General features: G+C 68.4%; 12 protein-coding genes and 2 riboswitches. Of the genes, 3 read left to right on the plus strand and 9 right to left on the minus strand.

All coding sequences use genetic code 11. The annotated features are described in order from the left end of the window. Window positions 1–28 precede the first annotated feature (28 nt). Window positions 29–121, minus strand: a riboswitch (glycine riboswitch). 3 nt (window positions 122–124) lie between these two features. Beyond that, window positions 125–214, minus strand: a riboswitch (glycine riboswitch). A gap of 266 nt (window positions 215–480) precedes the next feature. Beyond that, the gene (locus AC07NX_RS22745; protein ID WP_494644932.1) at window positions 481–1,560 is read right to left on the minus strand and encodes an ABC transporter substrate-binding protein; all 1,080 of its coding nucleotides are present in this window, start codon (window positions 1,558–1,560) and stop codon (window positions 481–483) included. A gap of 51 nt (window positions 1,561–1,611) precedes the next feature. Between AC07NX_RS22745 and AC07NX_RS22750 the strand changes: the two genes are divergently transcribed. Then, on the plus strand, window positions 1,612–2,280 hold the full coding sequence (locus AC07NX_RS22750; RefSeq protein WP_494644934.1) for a response regulator transcription factor: 669 nt from the start codon (window positions 1,612–1,614) through the stop codon (window positions 2,278–2,280). Further along, on the plus strand, window positions 2,277–3,653 hold the full coding sequence (locus tag AC07NX_RS22755; RefSeq protein WP_494644936.1) for a sensor histidine kinase: 1,377 nt from the start codon (window positions 2,277–2,279) through the stop codon (window positions 3,651–3,653). The genes AC07NX_RS22750 and AC07NX_RS22755 overlap by 4 nt, the downstream gene beginning before the upstream one ends. 157 nt (window positions 3,654–3,810) lie before the next feature. Here the strand turns inward: AC07NX_RS22755 and AC07NX_RS22760 are convergent, their stop codons facing one another. Genes AC07NX_RS22760 through AC07NX_RS22780 form a run of 5 tightly spaced genes read right to left on the minus strand, consistent with a single transcriptional unit; the run spans window position 3,811 to window position 11,684 of the window. Beyond that, the gene (locus tag AC07NX_RS22760) at window positions 3,811–5,424 is read right to left on the minus strand and encodes a M20/M25/M40 family metallo-hydrolase (RefSeq protein WP_494644938.1); all 1,614 of its coding nucleotides are present in this window, start codon (window positions 5,422–5,424) and stop codon (window positions 3,811–3,813) included. 1 nt (window position 5,425) lies between these two features. After that, the gene (locus AC07NX_RS22765) at window positions 5,426–6,775 is read right to left on the minus strand and encodes a CapA family protein (protein WP_494644940.1); all 1,350 of its coding nucleotides are present in this window, start codon (window positions 6,773–6,775) and stop codon (window positions 5,426–5,428) included. Between the two features lie 30 nt (window positions 6,776–6,805). Then, entirely contained in the window at window positions 6,806–8,515 is a 1,710-nt protein-coding gene (locus AC07NX_RS22770) for a M61 metallopeptidase family protein (RefSeq protein ID WP_494644942.1), read from the minus strand. After that, window positions 8,512–9,456, minus strand: a complete 945-nt coding sequence (locus AC07NX_RS22775) for an ornithine cyclodeaminase family protein (protein ID WP_494644943.1) — start codon at window positions 9,454–9,456, stop codon at window positions 8,512–8,514. The genes AC07NX_RS22770 and AC07NX_RS22775 overlap by 4 nt, the downstream gene beginning before the upstream one ends. 2 nt (window positions 9,457–9,458) lie before the next feature. After that, window positions 9,459–11,684, minus strand: a complete 2,226-nt coding sequence (locus AC07NX_RS22780) for a TonB-dependent receptor (RefSeq protein WP_494644944.1) — start codon at window positions 11,682–11,684, stop codon at window positions 9,459–9,461. 311 nt (window positions 11,685–11,995) lie between these two features. Here AC07NX_RS22780 and AC07NX_RS22785 point away from each other — a divergent pair, with 311 nt between their 5' ends. After that, window positions 11,996–12,673: a helix-turn-helix transcriptional regulator gene (locus AC07NX_RS22785; protein WP_494644946.1), complete on the plus strand. Its 678-nt coding sequence runs from the start codon at window positions 11,996–11,998 to the stop codon at window positions 12,671–12,673. A 259-nt stretch (window positions 12,674–12,932) separates the two neighbouring features. Here the strand turns inward: AC07NX_RS22785 and AC07NX_RS22790 are convergent, their stop codons facing one another. The 3 genes from AC07NX_RS22790 to AC07NX_RS22800 all read right to left on the minus strand — a co-directional run. Beyond that, window positions 12,933–15,977, minus strand: a complete 3,045-nt coding sequence (locus AC07NX_RS22790) for a TonB-dependent receptor plug domain-containing protein (protein ID WP_494644948.1) — start codon at window positions 15,975–15,977, stop codon at window positions 12,933–12,935. A 138-nt stretch (window positions 15,978–16,115) separates the two neighbouring features. Continuing rightward, window positions 16,116–17,921 carry a CIA30 family protein gene (locus AC07NX_RS22795; RefSeq protein WP_494644949.1) on the minus strand — a complete coding sequence of 602 codons (1,806 nt, stop codon included), beginning with the start codon at window positions 17,919–17,921 and terminating at the stop codon, window positions 16,116–16,118. Window positions 17,922–18,006: 85 nt separating this feature from the next. After that, window positions 18,007–18,111 (minus strand): hypothetical protein (locus AC07NX_RS22800; RefSeq protein ID WP_494644951.1); only part of this gene is annotated, 105 nt, incomplete at its 5' end.

Genomic DNA, 18,111 nt, shown 5'->3' on the forward strand with positions numbered 1-18,111 from the left:
GGGTTCGTCAGGCGGTTTCCTCTGCCCCCGCTGTCCTTGGGCCTGAGAGATTCAGGCGCATGCGCGCCCTTGCTCCTTCGGCGAGGCCGCTTCCTTTTCGGAGCGGTCCTGCTTTCCAGCGTCCTCGTGCCCTGCGGTCCTTGTTGCCTGAGCGTTTCCGGGGCGGTTGCGCCTTCGGCGTCGGGACGGAGCCGATCTCTTCCGCGAGAGCCAGGCCAATACGAACGCTTCGTCGCATCGCGTCAAAGCGCCCAAAGTCGGTATAAATTTCCCCTAAAGTCCGCAATTGGAACAAGTAGTTCCTAAAAACCATCTTACGGCGATAGGTGCGCCCGCCCGATGCCCAGCTCATCGCGTCGCATGACAGGTCGGTGACAGCTTGGCGCTCGCCTGGCAGCGCCTCAAAAGGCATGCCGAAGCGCCGCCGCACTCCGATAAGATCAAAGTTTAATCAGAAAATGCCCAAATATACGCCAAACATCAGCGCTCGGCGGCCGCTCGCCGCCAGCGAGCCAGAAGTTCGGCGCGGCGCCCTTGATCAAAATTGGCCAACAGAGCCGGCCCCACTCTGATAGGCCTACCACCCGACGGCGAGACGGCGCCCAGTCCCGGACGGATCGGCGTCAATCGAACTTCAAGCAGACGCCGCTGCCCTGCTTCCGACATCAGATAGTCTAGGAACACCCGCGCCGCGCCGGGGTGTCGGGCCACGCGGGTGATGAAGGCGACCCTGGAGATCGACAGGTGATAGTCCTCCGGGACGACGTAGCCGATGTCGGGACCGTGGTTGCGCACGTACCAGTCGGCGTAGGACCCGTTCATGTCGAAGGCCAGCAGGTGCTCGCCGGACGCCACGCGATCCAGCATCGGCTTGCCGGGCACATAGGTTCGCGCGCCCGTCGCGGCCATCGCGTCGTAAAGCGCCCAGGCGTCGGGATAGAACTGGGTGTTGCTGGACAGATAGAAGAACCCCATGCCGCTGCGCTCGGGGTCATACAAGGCCACCTTGCCGCGCCAGCGTTCGGGATCGGCGCGCAGGGCGGCCAGCAAGGCCGCGTGGCTGCGCGGCGCGTCGTCCCCTTTGAGAAGGCGCTTGTTGTAGACGAAGACGATCGGTTCGCTGGTCACGCCGAAGCCCTGGTCGCGCCATCGCGCCCAGGCGGGAAGGCTCCTGGCCTCGGGACTTCTATAGGTCTGGGCGTAGCCGTCGTTGATCAGCTTGACCTGGGTGTCCATGGCCGAGGTCCAGACCACGTCGGCGACCGGCTTGCCGCGCGTGGCCTCTTCGATCACCCGGGCCTGCATGTCGCGCGACGTCAGCACGACGAACCGAAGCTTCACCTTCGGAAAGCGGCGTTCGAAATCCTCGACCAACGGCTGATGGATGTCGTTGTTGATATAGACCACGACCTCGCCCTCGCGGGCGGCCGCCCGGATGTCCGAGGCCCGCGTCGCCTGTCCCGGCGCGCCGGGCGCGCAGCCCGTCAGCACCAGGGCGGCCGCGCCCAGGCTTGCGAAGAGGTTGGCGACGAAGCACCGTCTCTTGACCTGATGTGGCAATCGGCGTCGGATGCCGCTCTCCCCTGAGTGTGTCCGGCTCCTACATCCCCGATGAAGATACTGGTTGTCGAGGATGATCCGCCCCTGCGTCGCTCGCTGACCGCGACGCTGGAGAGTGAAGGGCACGAGCCCGTCTGCGCCGAGACCGGTGAGGCCGCCCTGGCCCTGGCCCTGGCTCACGGGGCCGACTTCGACGCCGTCGTCCTGGATATAGGCCTGCCCGACATCGACGGCTTTGAGATCCTGGGCCGACTGCGGCGCGAGGGCGTGCTCACCCCTATCGTCATGTTGACCGCCCGTGACGCGGTGCGCGATCGCATCGCGGGCCTGGACATGGGCGCGGACGACTACGTGCTGAAGCCGTTCGACCCGTTCGAGCTGGTGGCCCGGGTGCGAGCGGTGGCGCGGCGGAAGGGCGGCTACGCCACACGGACGGCCCATGTCGGCGCCCTGGTCTGCGACTGGGAAGCCGGCGCGGCCTGGATCGGCGAGCGGCGGCTGGACCTGCGCCCGCGCGAATGGGCCGTGCTCAAGGCGCTGGCCGCGCGTCCCGGTCGGGTCGTCGAGCGCGACCGTCTGGCCGCCGACGTGTTCCCCGACGAACAGGCCCCCTCGCCCAACGCCCTGGACATCCATGTCGGCCGACTGCGGCGCAAGCTGGCGCCGGACGGCCCGCGCCTGAGCACGCTGCGGGGCGTGGGCTACCGGATCGACCCGTGAAGGCCAAGCTTCTGAACTGGAGCCGTCCTAGCCTGGTCGGCCGCCTGTTGCTGGCGCAGGTCGCCCCGCTGGCCCTGCTGGGCGCGGCGCTCGCCCTGGCCGGCGCCCTGGCCGCCGGGGCAGTGGTGGAGAAGTCGTCAGACCGCCTGCTGGCCGGATCCGTGGCCTCGATCGTCGCCCAGATCGGTGTGCGAGAGGGCCAGGCCCAGGTGGCCCTGCCGCCCTGGTCCTTGGCCCTGCTGGACAGTCCCGAGCGCGATGCGGTGTTCTATGCTGTGCGCCAAGGTCCGCGCCTGGTCACTGGCTACGACGACCTCCCTCGCCTGCCCGCGCCCGCGCCGAACGAGACCAGTTTCAGCTATGCGACGATGCGCGGCTACGAGGTGCGGATCGCCCAGTCGACCTTGATGGTGCCGGGCGTGCGCGACCCCGTCGTGGTGGCGGTCGCGCAAAGCCTCGACTCCCGTCGCGCCAGCGTGCGCGAGCTGCTCTCCACCTTGATCGGCCTTCCCGTCCTGTTGGTCGCCGTCGCCGCGGTTCTGGTCGTGCCGGCCGTCGGCTGGGGTCTGGCGCCGCTGCGCCGCCTGACGGACGATCTGAAAAGCCGCGCCCAGGCTCCGCGCCCGAACCTCGCGCCCATCGACGCCGCCGATACGCCCGCCGAACTGTCGCCAGCGGTCGAAGCCTTCAATCACCTCATGAGCAGCCTGGAGCGCTTCACCCGCGCGCTGGAACGTTTCTCGGCCGACGCCTCCCACCAGTTGCGCACGCCCCTGTCGGTGATCGTCGCCAACCTCGCCCTGCTGGAGCGCTCGGCCGCCACGCCGCGCGACAAGGCCCTGCTCGGCGACTCGCGGGACGCCGCGGCCAACCTGCGCCAGGTGCTGTCGCAGTTCTTGGCCCTGGCCCGCTCCGAGGCGACCGCGGCCGAAGGCGAGGCCGACCTCGTCGCCCTGCTCACCGCGATCCAGGTGGAGGCCGCCCGCGCCTTCCCCGAGGTCGAACTGCTGACGCGCCTGCCTGCCGACCTCGGGCTCGCGCGCGGCAACGCGGTGTTGATCGGCGAGGTTCTACGCAATCTCATCTTTAATGCCTGCGCCTATGGCGCGAGCACGGTGCATATCGTCGCCAGGACGGACGGGGCCGGACTGAGGGTCGTGATCTGGGATCGCGGTCGCGGCATGAGCGAAGACGAACTGCGAAACCTGTTCACGCCGTTCAACCGGGGCGCCGCTGGCCAGGGATCGGCCGGCGCGGGCTTGGGCCTGGCCATCGTGCATTCGATCACCCGGCGCCTGGACATCAACCTCGACCTGCGCGCCCGCCATCCCAGGCCAGGCTTGGTCGCTGACCTCCGCTTCTCAGTGGTATAGCATCCGGGAGACGATGTAGCGCCACTTGCAGACATTGAGGTCTCTCCGGAATCCAGACATCCGGCACGAAATCATCGCGGCCTGCCCGCATAGGCGCAACCTCATCCCACCGCCCCTCAGCCTGACGTTCAGGCCGAATCTGGTCGTCCTGATCGTTTCATCTCGATGCGCGTGCGTTCACGTTGGCGCTGTTGATAAGAAAGATCGCCAACACCGTGGCCGCCTGCGCCAGATCGCCCGGCGACAACCGTTCCACGGCGTCCAGGTTGGTGTGATGCGCCCGGCTGTCGTAGTCGAGCGGATCCTGCAGGAACGACACGCCCGGCAGACCGATCTGGGTGAAGGTCGACTGGTCGGCCGGCCAGTGCGGTCCGTCGTAGACCGCCAGGACGCCAAGATCCTTCAGCGGCGCGATCCAGGCGCGATAGCGTTCGGCCAGCGCGGGGTTTCCGCCCGTGAAGACGCCCCGGATGCGTCCCGATCCGCCGTCGAGATTGAAGGCGACCGAGAAGTTGTCGTACTCGGGGCCCTTGCGCAGCGGACCGACCTTGGCGCGCCGTCCCTCGACGGGCAGGGCCAGCTGTTCCGGCGCCGTCGAGCGCGGGATGTGACCCAGGCGCCGCTTCGCATAGGCCTCCGAGCCGAACAGCCCCTGCTCCTCGCCGCCGTACAGAACCACGCGGAGGGTGCGGCGCGGCTTCAGACCCAACGCGCGCAGGATGCGGACGGCCTCCAGGGTCGCGGCCACGCCCGCGCCGTTATCGGCGGCGCCCGTTCCGGTCGCCCAGCTGTCGAGGTGCGCGCCCGCCAGCACGATCTGGGAGCTCAGCTCGGGATCCTCCCCCGGGATCTCGGCCAGCACATTGTGGCCCGGCTCGTTCGCGTCGCCTTCCTCGGTGGCGATTTCCACTTCCAGGCTCACCGGCACGCCGGCCTGCGCCAGCCGCCAGCACCGGCCGAAGGCCTCCCCCGCTACATAGAACGCGGGAAAGGTCGGACGCTCGGCCGCCAGCCAGGGCCGACCGCCCAGTTCCGAGCCGTCCACGACCAGCGCGCCCGGCTCGGCGCCGCCGCTGATGACCACCGCCCGCACGCCCTCGGTCGCTAGGAAGGCGTTGCGTCGGGCCTTGAACAGCCCCTCGCGTCCCTGGCGCGCGCGGCGCTCGGCGATGGTCCGATAGTAGGCGCGCACCGCCTCGGCGGCGTCGCCCCTGAGGACCTCTTCGTCGCTGTAGCGGACATGGGCGAGACTCGTCGCTGCCGGCGCCGAGGGTGGTCCCAGCAGCACGATCTTGCCGCTCAGGCGGCCCCTGGCCCTTTCCAGATCCTCGTCGGTGTCCAGCCGGACGGCGATGATCTCGGCCCCGATGAGGCCGTTCGTCGCCACCGACCAAGGGCTGGCCTGGGTCACGAACTGGGCGCTGTCCGGCGCCGACATGCGGGCCGACGCGCGGATCTGGCGCCAGGACAGTCCGAACGGACCGATCGGCTCCAGCCGGGGATCGCTGAGTCCCAGGTCGCGCAGCCGCGCCAGCGACCAGTCGTAGGCCCGCCGCATGTTCGGCGAGCCCATCAAACGGGCGCCGACGCCGTCGGCAAGGCTCGCGGCATAGACCATGGCCTGGCCGCGCTTCAGCCCCTCCTCGCGGATCGCCTGATAGAGTTCGAGGTCTGGCCCATCGCCGACACGGGCGACCGCCGGACGATCGAGAACCAATCCGCCGGCCAGCGCGCCCAGCCCCGCCAGGGCCTGCCGACGATCAAGGCTCATCTCAGCGGCCCGCCGCCAGATGGATCACGCCGACGTCGCCCTCGATGTCGATGCGGGTGCCGAACTGGATCGAGGCCGCCTGGATGCGCTGGAGTATCCGCTGGGCGTCGTCATGCGAAGGCGACTTCGGGGTCCCCTGCAGCCGCGCGTCCTCCAGGTTCTGGACGAACGGATAGAGGCGGATGGTCGCCACCCGGCCCTGTTCGTACTGGCTGACCGCGACAGCGCCGTCGTACCAGGCCGCCGGCAGGGTGAAGCCCCGGAACTGGCGGTTCTTGTCGCCCACCTGGAACATCAGGCTGCCCATCCCGTAGAAGATCGGCCGGCCCTTGTAGATCTCCACCCCCAGCAAGGCATGCGGGCCGTGGCGCACGACGGCGTCGGCGCCCGCGTCGATCAGCTCGTGGAACAGGGGCGTCATGTAGTCGGCCGGCCGCACGTCCTCGGGATCGGCCGAGGCGGTCTCGTGGGCATGGATCGAGAAGACCACGAGATCGGCCTTTCCCCGGGCCTCCTTGACGCTGGCCAGCAGGGCGGCGCGGTCGTCGGCGTTGACGTCGTAGCTCAGACCCGGCCGATCGGCGACGCGGAACGTCGTGCGGCCGATGGTCAACTCTTCGCCGGTCTTGGCGGCGCTGAACACCTCGGGGTTCTGGGTCGCGTCGGGCCTCAGGGAACGGGCCGCGATCGCGCGCAAGGTCGCCATCTGCCCGGCCGTGACCAGCTGCAGCTCACGAGAGCGCAGAGGGCTGAGTCCTGGCCGGGCGCGAAAACCCCGACCCGGATTGGGATCGGCCGCGACGGAAAGGTCCGTGTAGGTTCCCGCCACCGCAACCAGACCGACCGTCCCCCTGGGCGTGGTTACATAGGCCGGACGACGCGCCGCCGTCAGGCTGTCGCCCGTGCCGGCGCGAACGATCCCGGCCGCGTCCAGCGCCCGCTGTGTCTCCAGCATGCCGTCGACGCCGAAGTCGGTGGCGTGGTTGTTGGCCAGCGACATGATCTTGAAGCCCATGGCCTTCAGGTCGTGCGCCACGGCCGCGTCGTTGATCGGCGTGCCGCCGCCGTTCTGCGCGGCCGGATAGCCCGGGAACTTGTCCAGATCGAAGATCGCGCCCTCCTGGTTGCCGAACGCGGCGTCGGCGCCCGACAGCAGGGTCTGGATTCGCAGCGTGCCGGGATCGCCGTGACGGGTGATGGGATGCTCGGGCCCGATCAGGTCGCCCGTCACCGCCAGAGTGAAGCCGTCCTTGACCGTCGCGGGTGCGGGCTGCTGGGTTAAGGCGGAACCCGCCCCCAGCACGACCGCAGAAACAACCATCAGGGCGACGACAAGCCGGGAGACGAGCATCGGCGGCATCCTTCTAGCGACACTTGGCGGTCAGTAGACGCATTGCAGGCCCTGCGTCCCCGGACGACGCGTCCATTGATAGATCTCGGCCAGTCCGCCCCGGGGCAGATAGGTCAACGGGAAGGTCTTGCCGTCCCGTGTCACCTTCAGCGTCAGGGTCTGGTTCGGATCACCCTGCACGCCGTCCAGCGCGACGGCGTAGGTCACGACATCGCCGTCGCGCAGACCGGCTTTCGCCGCTTCCGAGCCGGCCATCAGCCCTCGGATGGTCTTCGTTGTCCCGACCAGCGACTTGGGCTCGAAGCCCAGCTCGAAGCGGCGGACCTTGGCCGTGACGCGGGTGAAGCACGGACCGAAGTCCTCCGGCTCGGGCAGCATCAGCGCGCCCGCCAACATGGCCTCGTGCAGCTTGCGGCCATCCTCGCCGAGCGCCTGCGTCACCAGCTCGACCCAGGCGGCATCGCCGGTCCCCTGCCCCGCCGCATGGCGCCGGCTCATTTCCAGGACCAGATCGTCGACCGAACGCCTGCCGCCCGTGGCGCGGCGGATGCGGCCGTCGAGCACCGCAAAATAGAGGCCGCCCCGGTCGTAGGGCAGCACCCGGATGCGCGTGTCCTCCCAGAAGCGCGGCGCGATCTCCTGGTCGGGCGTGGCGTTGAGCGGGTTGGCGTAGTAGCGGCGCGCGGTGTCGTTGAGGTCCTCGAGGAAGGCCTCCGGCGACAACAGGCCGGCGCGGAACGGCAACAGGCCCTGGTAGTGGACGGCCACGCCCTCGCCATACCACTGGCCGGCGTCCGATTCCGTCCAGGTATGGATCATCTCGTGAGCCAGCGTGCCCTTGAGGCTCTCGCCCTGGGTGTCGGCGCCATAGGTGGTCAGGAACGAGCGGGTCAGCGCCGTGCCGCCGCCCGCATTGATCGGGTTGTAGCGCAGGAAGACCCGGTACGGCGGAACGGCCTTGTCCTGGAAGAAGTCGCTCATCCAGCCATGCAGGCGGTTGGTCCAAGCCATCAGCGGAGCCGGGTCGAACGGCGGCTGGCCCAGCCAGGCCGACGAGAAACCGGCCTCGGAGACGACGCCCGGTTCGCGCTTCATCGGCCCGGCCATGAACACGGTCGAGGCCAACTGGTCGGCCGGTCCGTCCGGCAGGGCGACATCCCCCTCGCCGAAGCTGGAGGTGGCGGTCGAGCCCTGGGGCAATGCGCCGAGGTCCCAGCGCAGGGAGATCTTCCGGACCTTGGTCTCCTCGGGCAGCAGGATGAAGGTGTTGCCCACGCCCGAGACGCCGCCGCCCTCGGTGCGCAAGGCGTAGGGCGGCCCCGAACCGCGCTTGGGCGCGGTGTTGTCGACCGGCGCCCGGTAGCGCACGACGACGGGCCCACGCACGGCGCGGCCCGCCAGCCAGTGGCGCGACCAGACCAGGCCGCTGGCCGGATCGTCCCGAACAGTGAGCGGGATCTCGCCGTCGGCGTCGGTCGCCACCAAGCCAGTAAGAGAGTCGGCGACGGTGACTGTGTTGGCGATCACCAGCGGCAGGCTTAGCAACTCCGCGCCGGCCGCGACGGGCAGTTCGGAGAAGCGCAGCTCGACCGCGACGCTCCCCGCCCCCTTCGCTTCGTCCATGCGGCCAGGCCTGAGCAGCACCGACAGGGACGAGGCCGGATCGGCCAGGGCCGTCGTTCCCAGCGCGGTCAGGAGGAACGCGGCGGTCAGGCCGCCAAGACGGATCGCTAAGCTCATCGCACCTGCTCGTAAAGATAGGCCGCCGCCGCCAGGTCCTGCACGGCGTGACCGATCGACTTGTAGACGGTGATGTCCGAAGCCGACTGGCGCCCCGGTCGCGTCCCCGCCATGACCTCGCCGATCTCGGCCTGGATGCAGTCCTCGGCGACGAGACCGGCGGCGATGGCGCGCAGGAACTCGCCCGCGCCGTTGTGCGCCGACTCCCGGCTCTCGACGAAGTAGCGGCCGACGCAGACCACGGCGGCGTCCGCCTCGGCCGCCGAGGCGACGCTGGCGCCGACCAGGTTCACATGGGTTCCGGGCGACAGCCAGTCGGCCAGCAGGATCGGCTCGACCGCGCCCGTGACCGTACAGACGATCTGGGCGTCGGCCACGGCCTCGCGGGCGTCGACAACGGCCACCACGGAAAGTCCGGTCTCGCGGCTCATGGCGTCGGAGAAAACCCGAGCCCGGTCGGGCGAGCGCCCCCAGACCCGGATCTCGCGCAGCGGGCGAATACGCGCCAGGGCCTGGATGTGGGCGCTGGCCTGGTGGCCCAGGCCCATGACGGTGAGGCGCTCGGCGTCGGGCCTCGCCAGGACGTCGGTGGCCGCCGCCGTGCCGGCGGCGGTGCGGATCTGGGTGATCGCGCCGGCGTCCGCGACACAGACCGCCTGGCCGCTCTCGGCGTCGAACAAGACCACCACGCCAAGGTGGGTGCTACGTCCTGGGCGGCTAGGGTCGGCGAATACGCTGACCAGCTTGGCCCCGAAATAGCCGTCGGCGAGCAGTGCGCCCGGCATCTGGCCGAACAGCCGCCCCGCGCCGATCGGGATGATCGAGCGGGGCAGTTGTCGGGTCTCGCCGGCGGACAGGGCGATCATCGCACCGCGCACCGCCGTCCGGCACCCCTCCAGATCGAGGCGTTGCAGGACAGCGGCTTCGTCGAGGAACACCATGCCTAGAAGCTGCGAGCGATCGTCACGCCCACCGTACGCGGCTGGAGGAAGATCGCCTGCGCCGGGCTAGTGCCGCCCCGCGTGGTGGCTTCCACGACGCCGCGCTTGTCGCCGATGTTCTTGGCGTACAGGTTCAGCTTCCAGTCGTCGTTGTAGAAGCCGCCGCGCAGGTCGACGGTGGTGTAGGACGGCAGCTTCACCCGCGTGGTCGGTTGGATGTTGTCGAACTCGGCGTAGCGGTCACCCACATGGGCCAGGCTGGTGCCGGCGAAGGCCGAAACGCCGCGACCGACGTCCCAGTCGTATTGCGCCGAGAGACTGCCGGAAAACCGCGCCGATCCGGGCAGCCGGTCGCCCTTGGAACCGTAGATCGGCGAGGCGCCGGCCGGGGTTCGCAGGTCGTCGGTCAGCTCGGCCTGGAGGTAGGTCATGTTGCCCTCGACCGACAAGCCCTGCACCGGCGCCCAGCGTCCCGACAGTTCAACGCCGCGGCTGCGGGCGGTCGAGCCGTTCGTATAATAGGTGAACTGGGAGTCCACATCGGTGGTCAACAGCTGGATGTCGTCCCAGTCGATCTGGAACAGCGACGCGTCGAAGGTGGCGTTGAACTGGGGGAGCGTCCCCTTCAGGCCCGCCTCATAGCTGACCACGCTGTCGGACTTGAACGACAGCGGGATGCCGGTGACGCCAGTGCTGTTGGGGCCGCCCGGCCGGTAGCCGGTGGCGATGCGCAAATAGGCCATCAGGTCCGACGAGACCTTGTAGCGCGGCGTGAACAACCAGGTGACGGCGTCATCCGAGGAGCTGGTCCTGGCGATGCTCGAGCTGGGGCCGAAGAACCGCGTCGCCGGGGCGGCGATGGTCGTGGTCGAGGCGCTGGACTGGTCGTTGGACGAGTATCGCACGCCGGCCTGCACATCGAACTTGTCGGTGAAGTGGTAGGTGGCGTCGGCGAACACCGCCTTCTCTTCAAGCTTGGCCGGCCCGACCGAGGCATAGGCCGTCGTGCCGCCGTCCGAGGGCGGGACGATCAGGATGGTCTGGTCCACCGAGATCTTCTCGTGGGTGTAGAAGCCGCCGACCAGCCATTCGAAGGCGCCGCCGTCCTGCGAGGCCAGGCGCACTTCCTGGCTGAATTTCTTGGTGCGGTCGGCGTTGATCAGGGTCGCGGCCGAGCCGGCGGGCGCGGAGAAGGCCGGCAGCAGGAAGCCGAAGGTGTTGGTCTGGTCCAGGTCCGAGGCCGACTTGATGTCGTTCCAGGCGCTGATCGCGGTCAGGTCGGCGAAACCCAGGTCGTAGTTCACGCGGCCCTGATAGAGCGTGAAGTCGACGTCGCGGCGGGTCGGCGCCAGGTTCAGCGTGAACTCGCCGTAGACGGGCGTGAAGTCCGTAGCGCTGACAATCCGGATCTGCGGGCTGCCGATGAAGCGCGACTTCTGGCGAAGGGCAGACAGGTCGACGGTGAGGTTATCGGTCGGCTTGAACAGCAGCGCGGCGCGGCCGCCTTCGACGCGGTTCTTGTTGATGTCCTCGCCGGCGGCGCGGGGGTTGATGTTGTCCAGATAGGCGGGATCATGACGCGTGAAAGCGCTGACGCGGAGAGCCAGCTTGTCCTGGACGATCGGAACATTGACCGCGCCGCGCAGCGACCAACCCTGGTCGCCCTTGGAGATGGTGTTGCCGCCGGCTTCGATCCGGCCGCTGAACTGCTGGGTGTCGGGGCTGACGGTCACGTACTTGATCAGGCCGCCCAGGCCCGAGGCGCCATAGAGCGTGCCCTGCGGGCCGCGGAGGATTTCGACACGCTGCAGATCCGACGGGTCGATGTCGATCAGCGGCGACTGGGCCGAGGCCGCGCCGGAGGTTAGCGGCACATCGTCCAGCGTGAAGGCGACGGTGGGGGCCGTACCGCCGCCGGTCGTTACACCGCGGATCGACACGCCATTAGCGCGTTGCTCGGTGCCGCCGCCACTGATGGCCACGCCCGGCACGCGGTTATAGAAGTCGCGCAACTGGACGAGGTTCTGCTGGGTGAGGCTTTCGGCCGAAACCGCCGAAACCGAGACCGGCACGTCCTGCAGGCGCTCGGAACGCTTCTGAGCGGTGACGACGATCTCGGTCATCGTCGCGGTGTCGCCCGCCGCTTCCTGGGCCCAGGCGGCGGAGCCGGCCAGGACGAACGCGCCGCCCGAACCCGCCAGCAGGAAAGCCTTCAAACCGTTGCGCATCACAGTTCCCCCATGGTCGGGCCCGGCGCAAACGCCGCCCGAGATCAATGTTCGCCAGGAGTCTTGCAACAAAATGGAGACTACTTCAACATTTTGTTGATTTCATCGACGAAGCGTTGAGACTGGTTAATTTTTGTATTTATTACAGGCATTTCGAGTTCAAAACCCAGGCACAAGCTCGCCGTGGGCTGCCGAGAGCCGATCCTATTGACCGCGAACCGGGGCGTAGATATCAACGATATGTTGAAGTCGACGGTGTTGTTGTCCGCCGTCGCCGTCGACCTGCCCTGCGCATGAAAGAACCCACCGCCGTGCAAGACGAACAAGCCCTGCTGGGCGTCCTTCAAGGTGTGGCCAAGGCGCTGGAGTGCGCTCTGAACCAGCACACCGAGGTGGTGGTCCACGATCTGAGGCGGCCCGAGGCCTCGATCGTCGAGATCGTCAACGGACACGTCAGCGGTCGCCACGTGGGCTCGGCGATCATCGCCGGCCCCGCGGAGGACAAGGCCTTCGACACCCTCGTCGCCAGCAAGGCCGCAGCCCACCCCAACGAGGTGCGCGTGGTCGCCAACTACACCTCGAAGGCCGGCGACGGACGCGCGCTCCGGTCGTCCTCGGTCGTGATGTTCGACGCGGACGGGGCCCCCGCGGCCGCGCTGTGCGTGAACATCGACCTAGGGGCGATCGAGCGGATCCAGCGCGACATTCAAAGCGCCTTGATCCCGGCCATTCTGCCCCCCCTGCCCGCGCCCCGAGCCGAAACCAATATCGAGGACCTGATCGAGGAGATCATCACCTCCGCGCTCGACGGCGCCGGCGTCCCGGTCGAGCGCCTGTCCAAGGCCGAGAAGATGGCGGCCGTGGCGATCATGCACGAGCGGGGTCTGTTCGTGATCCGCGGCTCGGTGGAGCGTGTCGCCGCCCGTCTCGGCGTCACCAAGTTCACGATCTACAACTATCTCGACGAAATCGGCGCCAAGCGAAGCTAGCGCGCGGGATCGCCGCCGCCCAGCCGGATCGAAGGAGGCCTCTCCGAGCTCGGCGCCATCGGCATAGGACCTGTCTCGAGCCGGCCGCCCCCCCTCGCAGCCGCGGCGGATGCCGACATTCCAGCACTGGCGCGTCTCAGATCGGCTATGCGCCAGCATGCGAACATTGGCTGTTGGCCAAAGCCAAGCACCGGGGAGCGCGGCGGCGATCACATGACATCGACGAAATGGCCGCGCTCCGAAGAGCGCGGCCACGAGGTCAGAAGCTCTTGCGAACGCTGGCGTAAAGGTAGCGTCCGTAGGGCTGGTACATCGAGCCGAGATAGCCGTTTGACGACAGCGGCGGCGCCTCATCGGTGATGTTGCGCACCCCCAGCTTGACCTTGGTGTTGGCGGCCCAGCCGTCGGTGAACTCGTACTGGGCGTAGACGTTGCCGGTCACCTGGGAGTCGATCACCCAAGGCGCGCCGGCGGAGTTCAGCAGGTTGGTGTCGTCGACGGCGGACATGTACTGGATGAATACTCCCGCCGAGACGTTGTTGAGACGCCAACTGAGCGCCGCCGTCCACTTCCATTCCGGCTTGCCGTTCTGGCGGATGTAGTCGCCGCCGCCGGTGATGGTGGTGCCGGCATTGATGTCGCCATCCGCGCGCGCGGCCATCAATTCAGCGATGGCCGGCGATGGGCTCTGGTAGAACTTCAGCAGGTGCGCGCCGTTGACGCTAACATCGAAGTCGCCCAGCCGCGTGCCGCGCAGACGCCACATCGCACCGATGTCGATCCCGCGCGCCTCTTGCGGCAGGGCGTTGACGTACTGGTCCTTGACGTACAGCACCGTGCCAACCGGGGCCAGGCCGGTGCCCGTGAAGGCCGCGACGTCGTCGGCCGTGGGCGCGGCGCGGACGACATTGGCGTTGCTGCCGCCTTGCGTGCGCAGCAGGTAGTCGAGGATCAGGGCGTTGCCCTCGCCGAACAGGCTGACGATGCCCTTCTGCTTAACGCGCCAGTAATCGACCGTGAAGGTGAACTGGCCGTAGTCGGACGGCACGAACTTGGGTTCGAACACGAAGCCGAAGCCCGAGGTTTCGGACTCCTCGGGCTTCAGGTCCGGATTGCCCGAGCGCTGCGCCGCGACGCTGAGCGAGCGCGAGCAGTTGCTGAAGCTGGCGATCCGATTGGACCGCAGGTCGGCCTCGCATCGCACGTAGTCGGTGCGGGTGTTCGAGCGCGTGATGACCTCGGCGTTGATCTGCTCCAGGTTCGGGGCCTTGAAGCCCTGCGACCAGGAACCACGCAGGCGGAAGCCGTCCAGGACGTCCCACGCCACCGCCACCTTCGGCTTGGTCACCGAGCCGACGTCGCTGTAATTCTCGGCGCGACCGGCCAGCTGGACCTCGACGCTGCGCACCAGCGGGATGTTCATCTCCGGCGAGATGATCGGCACGGCCAGTTCGGCATAGGCCGAGGCGACCTTGCGCGATCCCTTGGTGTCCGGCGACGGACTGGTGCCGATCAGGTCGCTGCCATAGACCACGCCCGTGACGCTGTTGGTGTAGGTGATCGTGCCGTCGACGCGGTCGTCGCGATCGTCCTTCTGGGTCTCGCGACGGAACTCGACCCCGGCGGCCAAGCCCAGGCCGCCGGCCGGCAAGGTGAACAGGTCGGCCTTTGAAATCCGGAAGTCCCACGAGGCCAGGGTGCTTTTGCTGTCGCGGGTCGACTTGACCCGGATGGCGTTGAGCGCCGCGGCGCTGCTGGACGCGCCGTCGCCGACGCTGGGCGTGGCCACGTTGGCGCCATTGAACGGGTTGTAGGCGTCCGGCGTCGACAGGGCCAGCTGCCGCTGCAGCGCCGTGGCGCTGATGCCGTCGGAGACGTCCTTCACCTCGGCCGCCGAATAAAGCAGCGCCGATTCCCATTTGAAGCCGAACTTCTCGCCCTTCAGTCCGCCCAGGTAACGGGTCTGAGTGTTCTCCACGTCGACCTTGGACAGGCCGGCGTCGGCGAACTGATAGCCGTTGATGGTGACGTTCAGGCCGGCCGCGGGCGCGGTGGTCCCGGCCACGCGGTTGGGGTTGGCCGTGCCGTCGGCGAAGGCCGTCGGGCCGAAGGGGTTCCAGTAGTTCGAGCGCGGAACCGTGATCACCTGGGCCGAGGTCGTCGCGGACGGCGCCTGCCAAGCATGGGTGTTGGCGAGATAGACGCCCAGTTCGCCGAAGGCCGTGATCTCTTCGGTGATCCGATAGTTGCCGGTCAGGAAGATGTTAATGCGCTTCAGTTCGGGCATCACCGACAGGCCGGTGGCGGCCGCGTCATAGCGCAGGTTGCGATCGTCGCCCGAGGTGGCGATGGCGGCGTCGTCGATGCTGATGCCGTTGCCCAGCGAGACCAGGCTGCCGGCGTTGGTAGTCGGCTGGATGTGGAAGGCGCCGGCCGAGCTGGTGATCAGGGCCCCGTTCTGGCGGACGGCGGCCGAGGCGGTGAAGCTGCCCCATGGCGTGGTGGTGGCGCGGCCGTCCAGGCCCGTGGCGCCTTCGAAGGCCGTACCGACGAACAGCGGACGCTTGTCCCCCGAGGCCGTGTAGTCCTGGTCCGTCGTGCGCAGCGCGGTGCGCTGGTCGTAGGACAGGAACGCCGTGACGTTGCCGCGGTCGAAGGTTTTGCCGAACAGACCCGTCAGGCCGTATTCCTTCAGGTGCGTGCCCGGCGCGTAGCCGTACTGGGCCTCGACGTCGCCGCCGTCGTAGTTGTCCTGCAGCACGGTGTTGACCACGCCGGCGACCGCGTCGGTGCCGTAGATCGCGGCCGCGCCGTCGCGCAGGACTTCCAGGCGCTTGAGCCCCGACGTCGGAATGGCGTTGGTGTTGTAGGTGATCGTCGGCACCAGGCTCGTGCCGTCGGCCTGGCTGGTCGGGTGCGCCACCACGCGGCGGCCGTTCAGCAGGACCAGGGTGTTGCCCGAACCCAGGTTGCGCAGGTTCACAGAACCGATGTCGCCGCGCGCGGAGTTGCTGCTGCCCGGCAGGTAGCTGCTGTTGTAGTTGACATCGCCCATCTGCGGGATCGCGCGGAACAGGTCGTCGCCCGAGGTGGCGCCGATGGCGGCCAACTGCTTGGAGTCGACGACCGTGACCGGCAGGGCGGCCGTGGCCTTGGCGCCTTCGATGCGCGAGCCGACGACGACGATTTCCTCGACGGTGGCGTCCGGCGACGGCGCGCTCTGGGCGAAGGCGTTGCTGGCCCACCCCGCGCAGAGCGCCGAGGTCGCCAGCATGACGGCGCGAAGCGCCTTGGTGTTGTTCATTTCGATTATCCCCGATCCTAGACCCGGGGGCCGCCGGATCCAGACGTGGATCGGGGCCCTCAGGGTCAGTCAGACGGAAGCGGAGAGCGGTCCCTCACCTGCTGGAGCGACTTTTTTCGAAGCCCGTGCGGAAAGGCCTCAGTAGAAGGTGACGTTGTCGACCTCCATCCACATCTTCTCGCCGCCCAGTCGGCCGCCCATGAACTCGACCTCGGTCAGATCCACGCCGCTCCAGGTCGCCTTGTCATCCTTGTCGCCGCGATAGGTCATGGCCTTGAGCGCGGAGAACGGCACCTCCACCGTGCGCCACGCCTGACCTGCCGTGAACGGCGCGGACCAGCGAGCGGTCGTGGTGGTGACGCCCAGAGCGTAGTCGCCGTCGCCGCGCACCTCGAAGCGCACGCCCTCGAAGGCGCGGGCGTCGACCGGCTGGATCGAGCCTCGGGTCAGAGGAATGATGACGCCGGCGTTGGGCTTGGCCTTCATGGCCATGCGCGCGGCGATCGACAGCGCCCAGCCCTCGGTCCCGCGCGAGATCACCTGGCTGATCTCGACGGTGCGATCCAGTCCCCCGTCGGGATCGTCGTTGCGCAGGGTGTCCAGGCTGGAACGGCCGTCCGCGCGCTCGAAATCGTCGATCAGCGCCTTGGCCTGGACGGGCGGCATGGTGGTCGCGACGTTGGCGGTCATCGCCGGCGCCCCCGGTCCGAACACCAACTTGCCGTCGATGAACACCCGGTCGGTCTTGCGGACGTCCTCGATGGCCTTCCAGGGCGCGCCCTTGATCAGCACCAGGTCGGCGCGCTTGCCCGGTTCGATCGTGCCTCGGTCGTCAAGCTGACCGATGACCCTGGCGCTGTCGGCGGTGCCCGCGATCAAAGCTTGGGCCGGCGTCAGGCCGGCGCGAACCAGCAGTTCCATCTCGTGCAGGGTCGACACGCCGTGCGGCGTCGCGGGCATGCCCGCGTCGGTGCCCAGGGCGACGGTCACGCCCGCGTCGTGCAGCGCCTTGGCGTTGGCCAGGGCGTAGTCGAACTTTTGGAAGCTCTGCTTGACCTTGGGATCGCTCATGTCGCGCGGTGGACCAGCCTTGGTCGGTTCATAGACGGCCAAGGTGGGGGTGTCGGACGTGCCGCCGGCCTTGATCGCCGCGATGGCTTCGGCGTCCAGCGGCCGGTCCTGCAGGCTGTGGGTGATCACATCGACCTTGGCGCGGCCCGCCGCCTCGCCACGATCGACGGTCACGGTGTGAGTGAACACCTTCAGCTGGTTCTTGTGGGCCTCGTCGACCAGGGCGGCCAAGGTCCACTCGTCCATGCTGGTGTTGTCGGGTGCGACGCCGTAGCGCCAGCCGTCGGTGAAGGCCTTGATCAGGTCGGGCTTGTAGCCGGCGATCGTACGCACGGCGGCCCGGGCGGCCTCGGGCGTATTGACCCACTTGGTGGTGTTGCTGTCGGCCCAGTCCGCGCCATGGCCGCCAGGCGTGCTCATGCGGGCGGCGAAATTGACGTGAGGCGCGACCAGGGTCGACAGCCACTGACGGCGCGGGGCGAAGGATTCCGGCGTGGCGTTGAAGTCGCTGACCGTGGTGACGCCGGCCGAGACATAGGCGGCGGCGATCTGCGGCGTGGTTCCCGGCATGCCGCTGGGCGTCCAGTGGGTGTGCAGGTCGTAGAAGCCCGGCAGCATCGCCTGGCCCTTGGCGTCGATCACCCGCGCACCCTTGGGAGCCTTCACGCCAGGCCCCACTTCCGCGATGCGCCCGTCGCGGATCACCACGTTGGCCAGGCGCGGTTCGGCGCCCGTGCCGTCGAACACGGTCGCGCCCATGATCGCCGTCACCTCGGCCTTGGGAGACGCGGCGACGCCGGCGCCGGCCGACGCGAGGAACAGGGCCGCGCCGAGGGCGACGGCGCTGACGGTGGCTTTCAAGACGAGCTTCATGGAACGCGATCCTACCGAGGTCGACGGTGCTGATAAGGGTTAGACGGAAGCTGAGCCGAGCCCCTCACCCCTCGCGCCGAACTTTTTACGCCGGCTCGACGTCCACATCCGGCTCGTCCAGTTCGCCCTCCCACTTGGCGACCACGGCGGCGGCGACGGAGTTGCCGACCACGTTGGTGGCGCTGCGGCC

The sequence above is a fragment of the Caulobacter sp. GW821-FHT09A05 genome, from assembly GCF_059418465.1.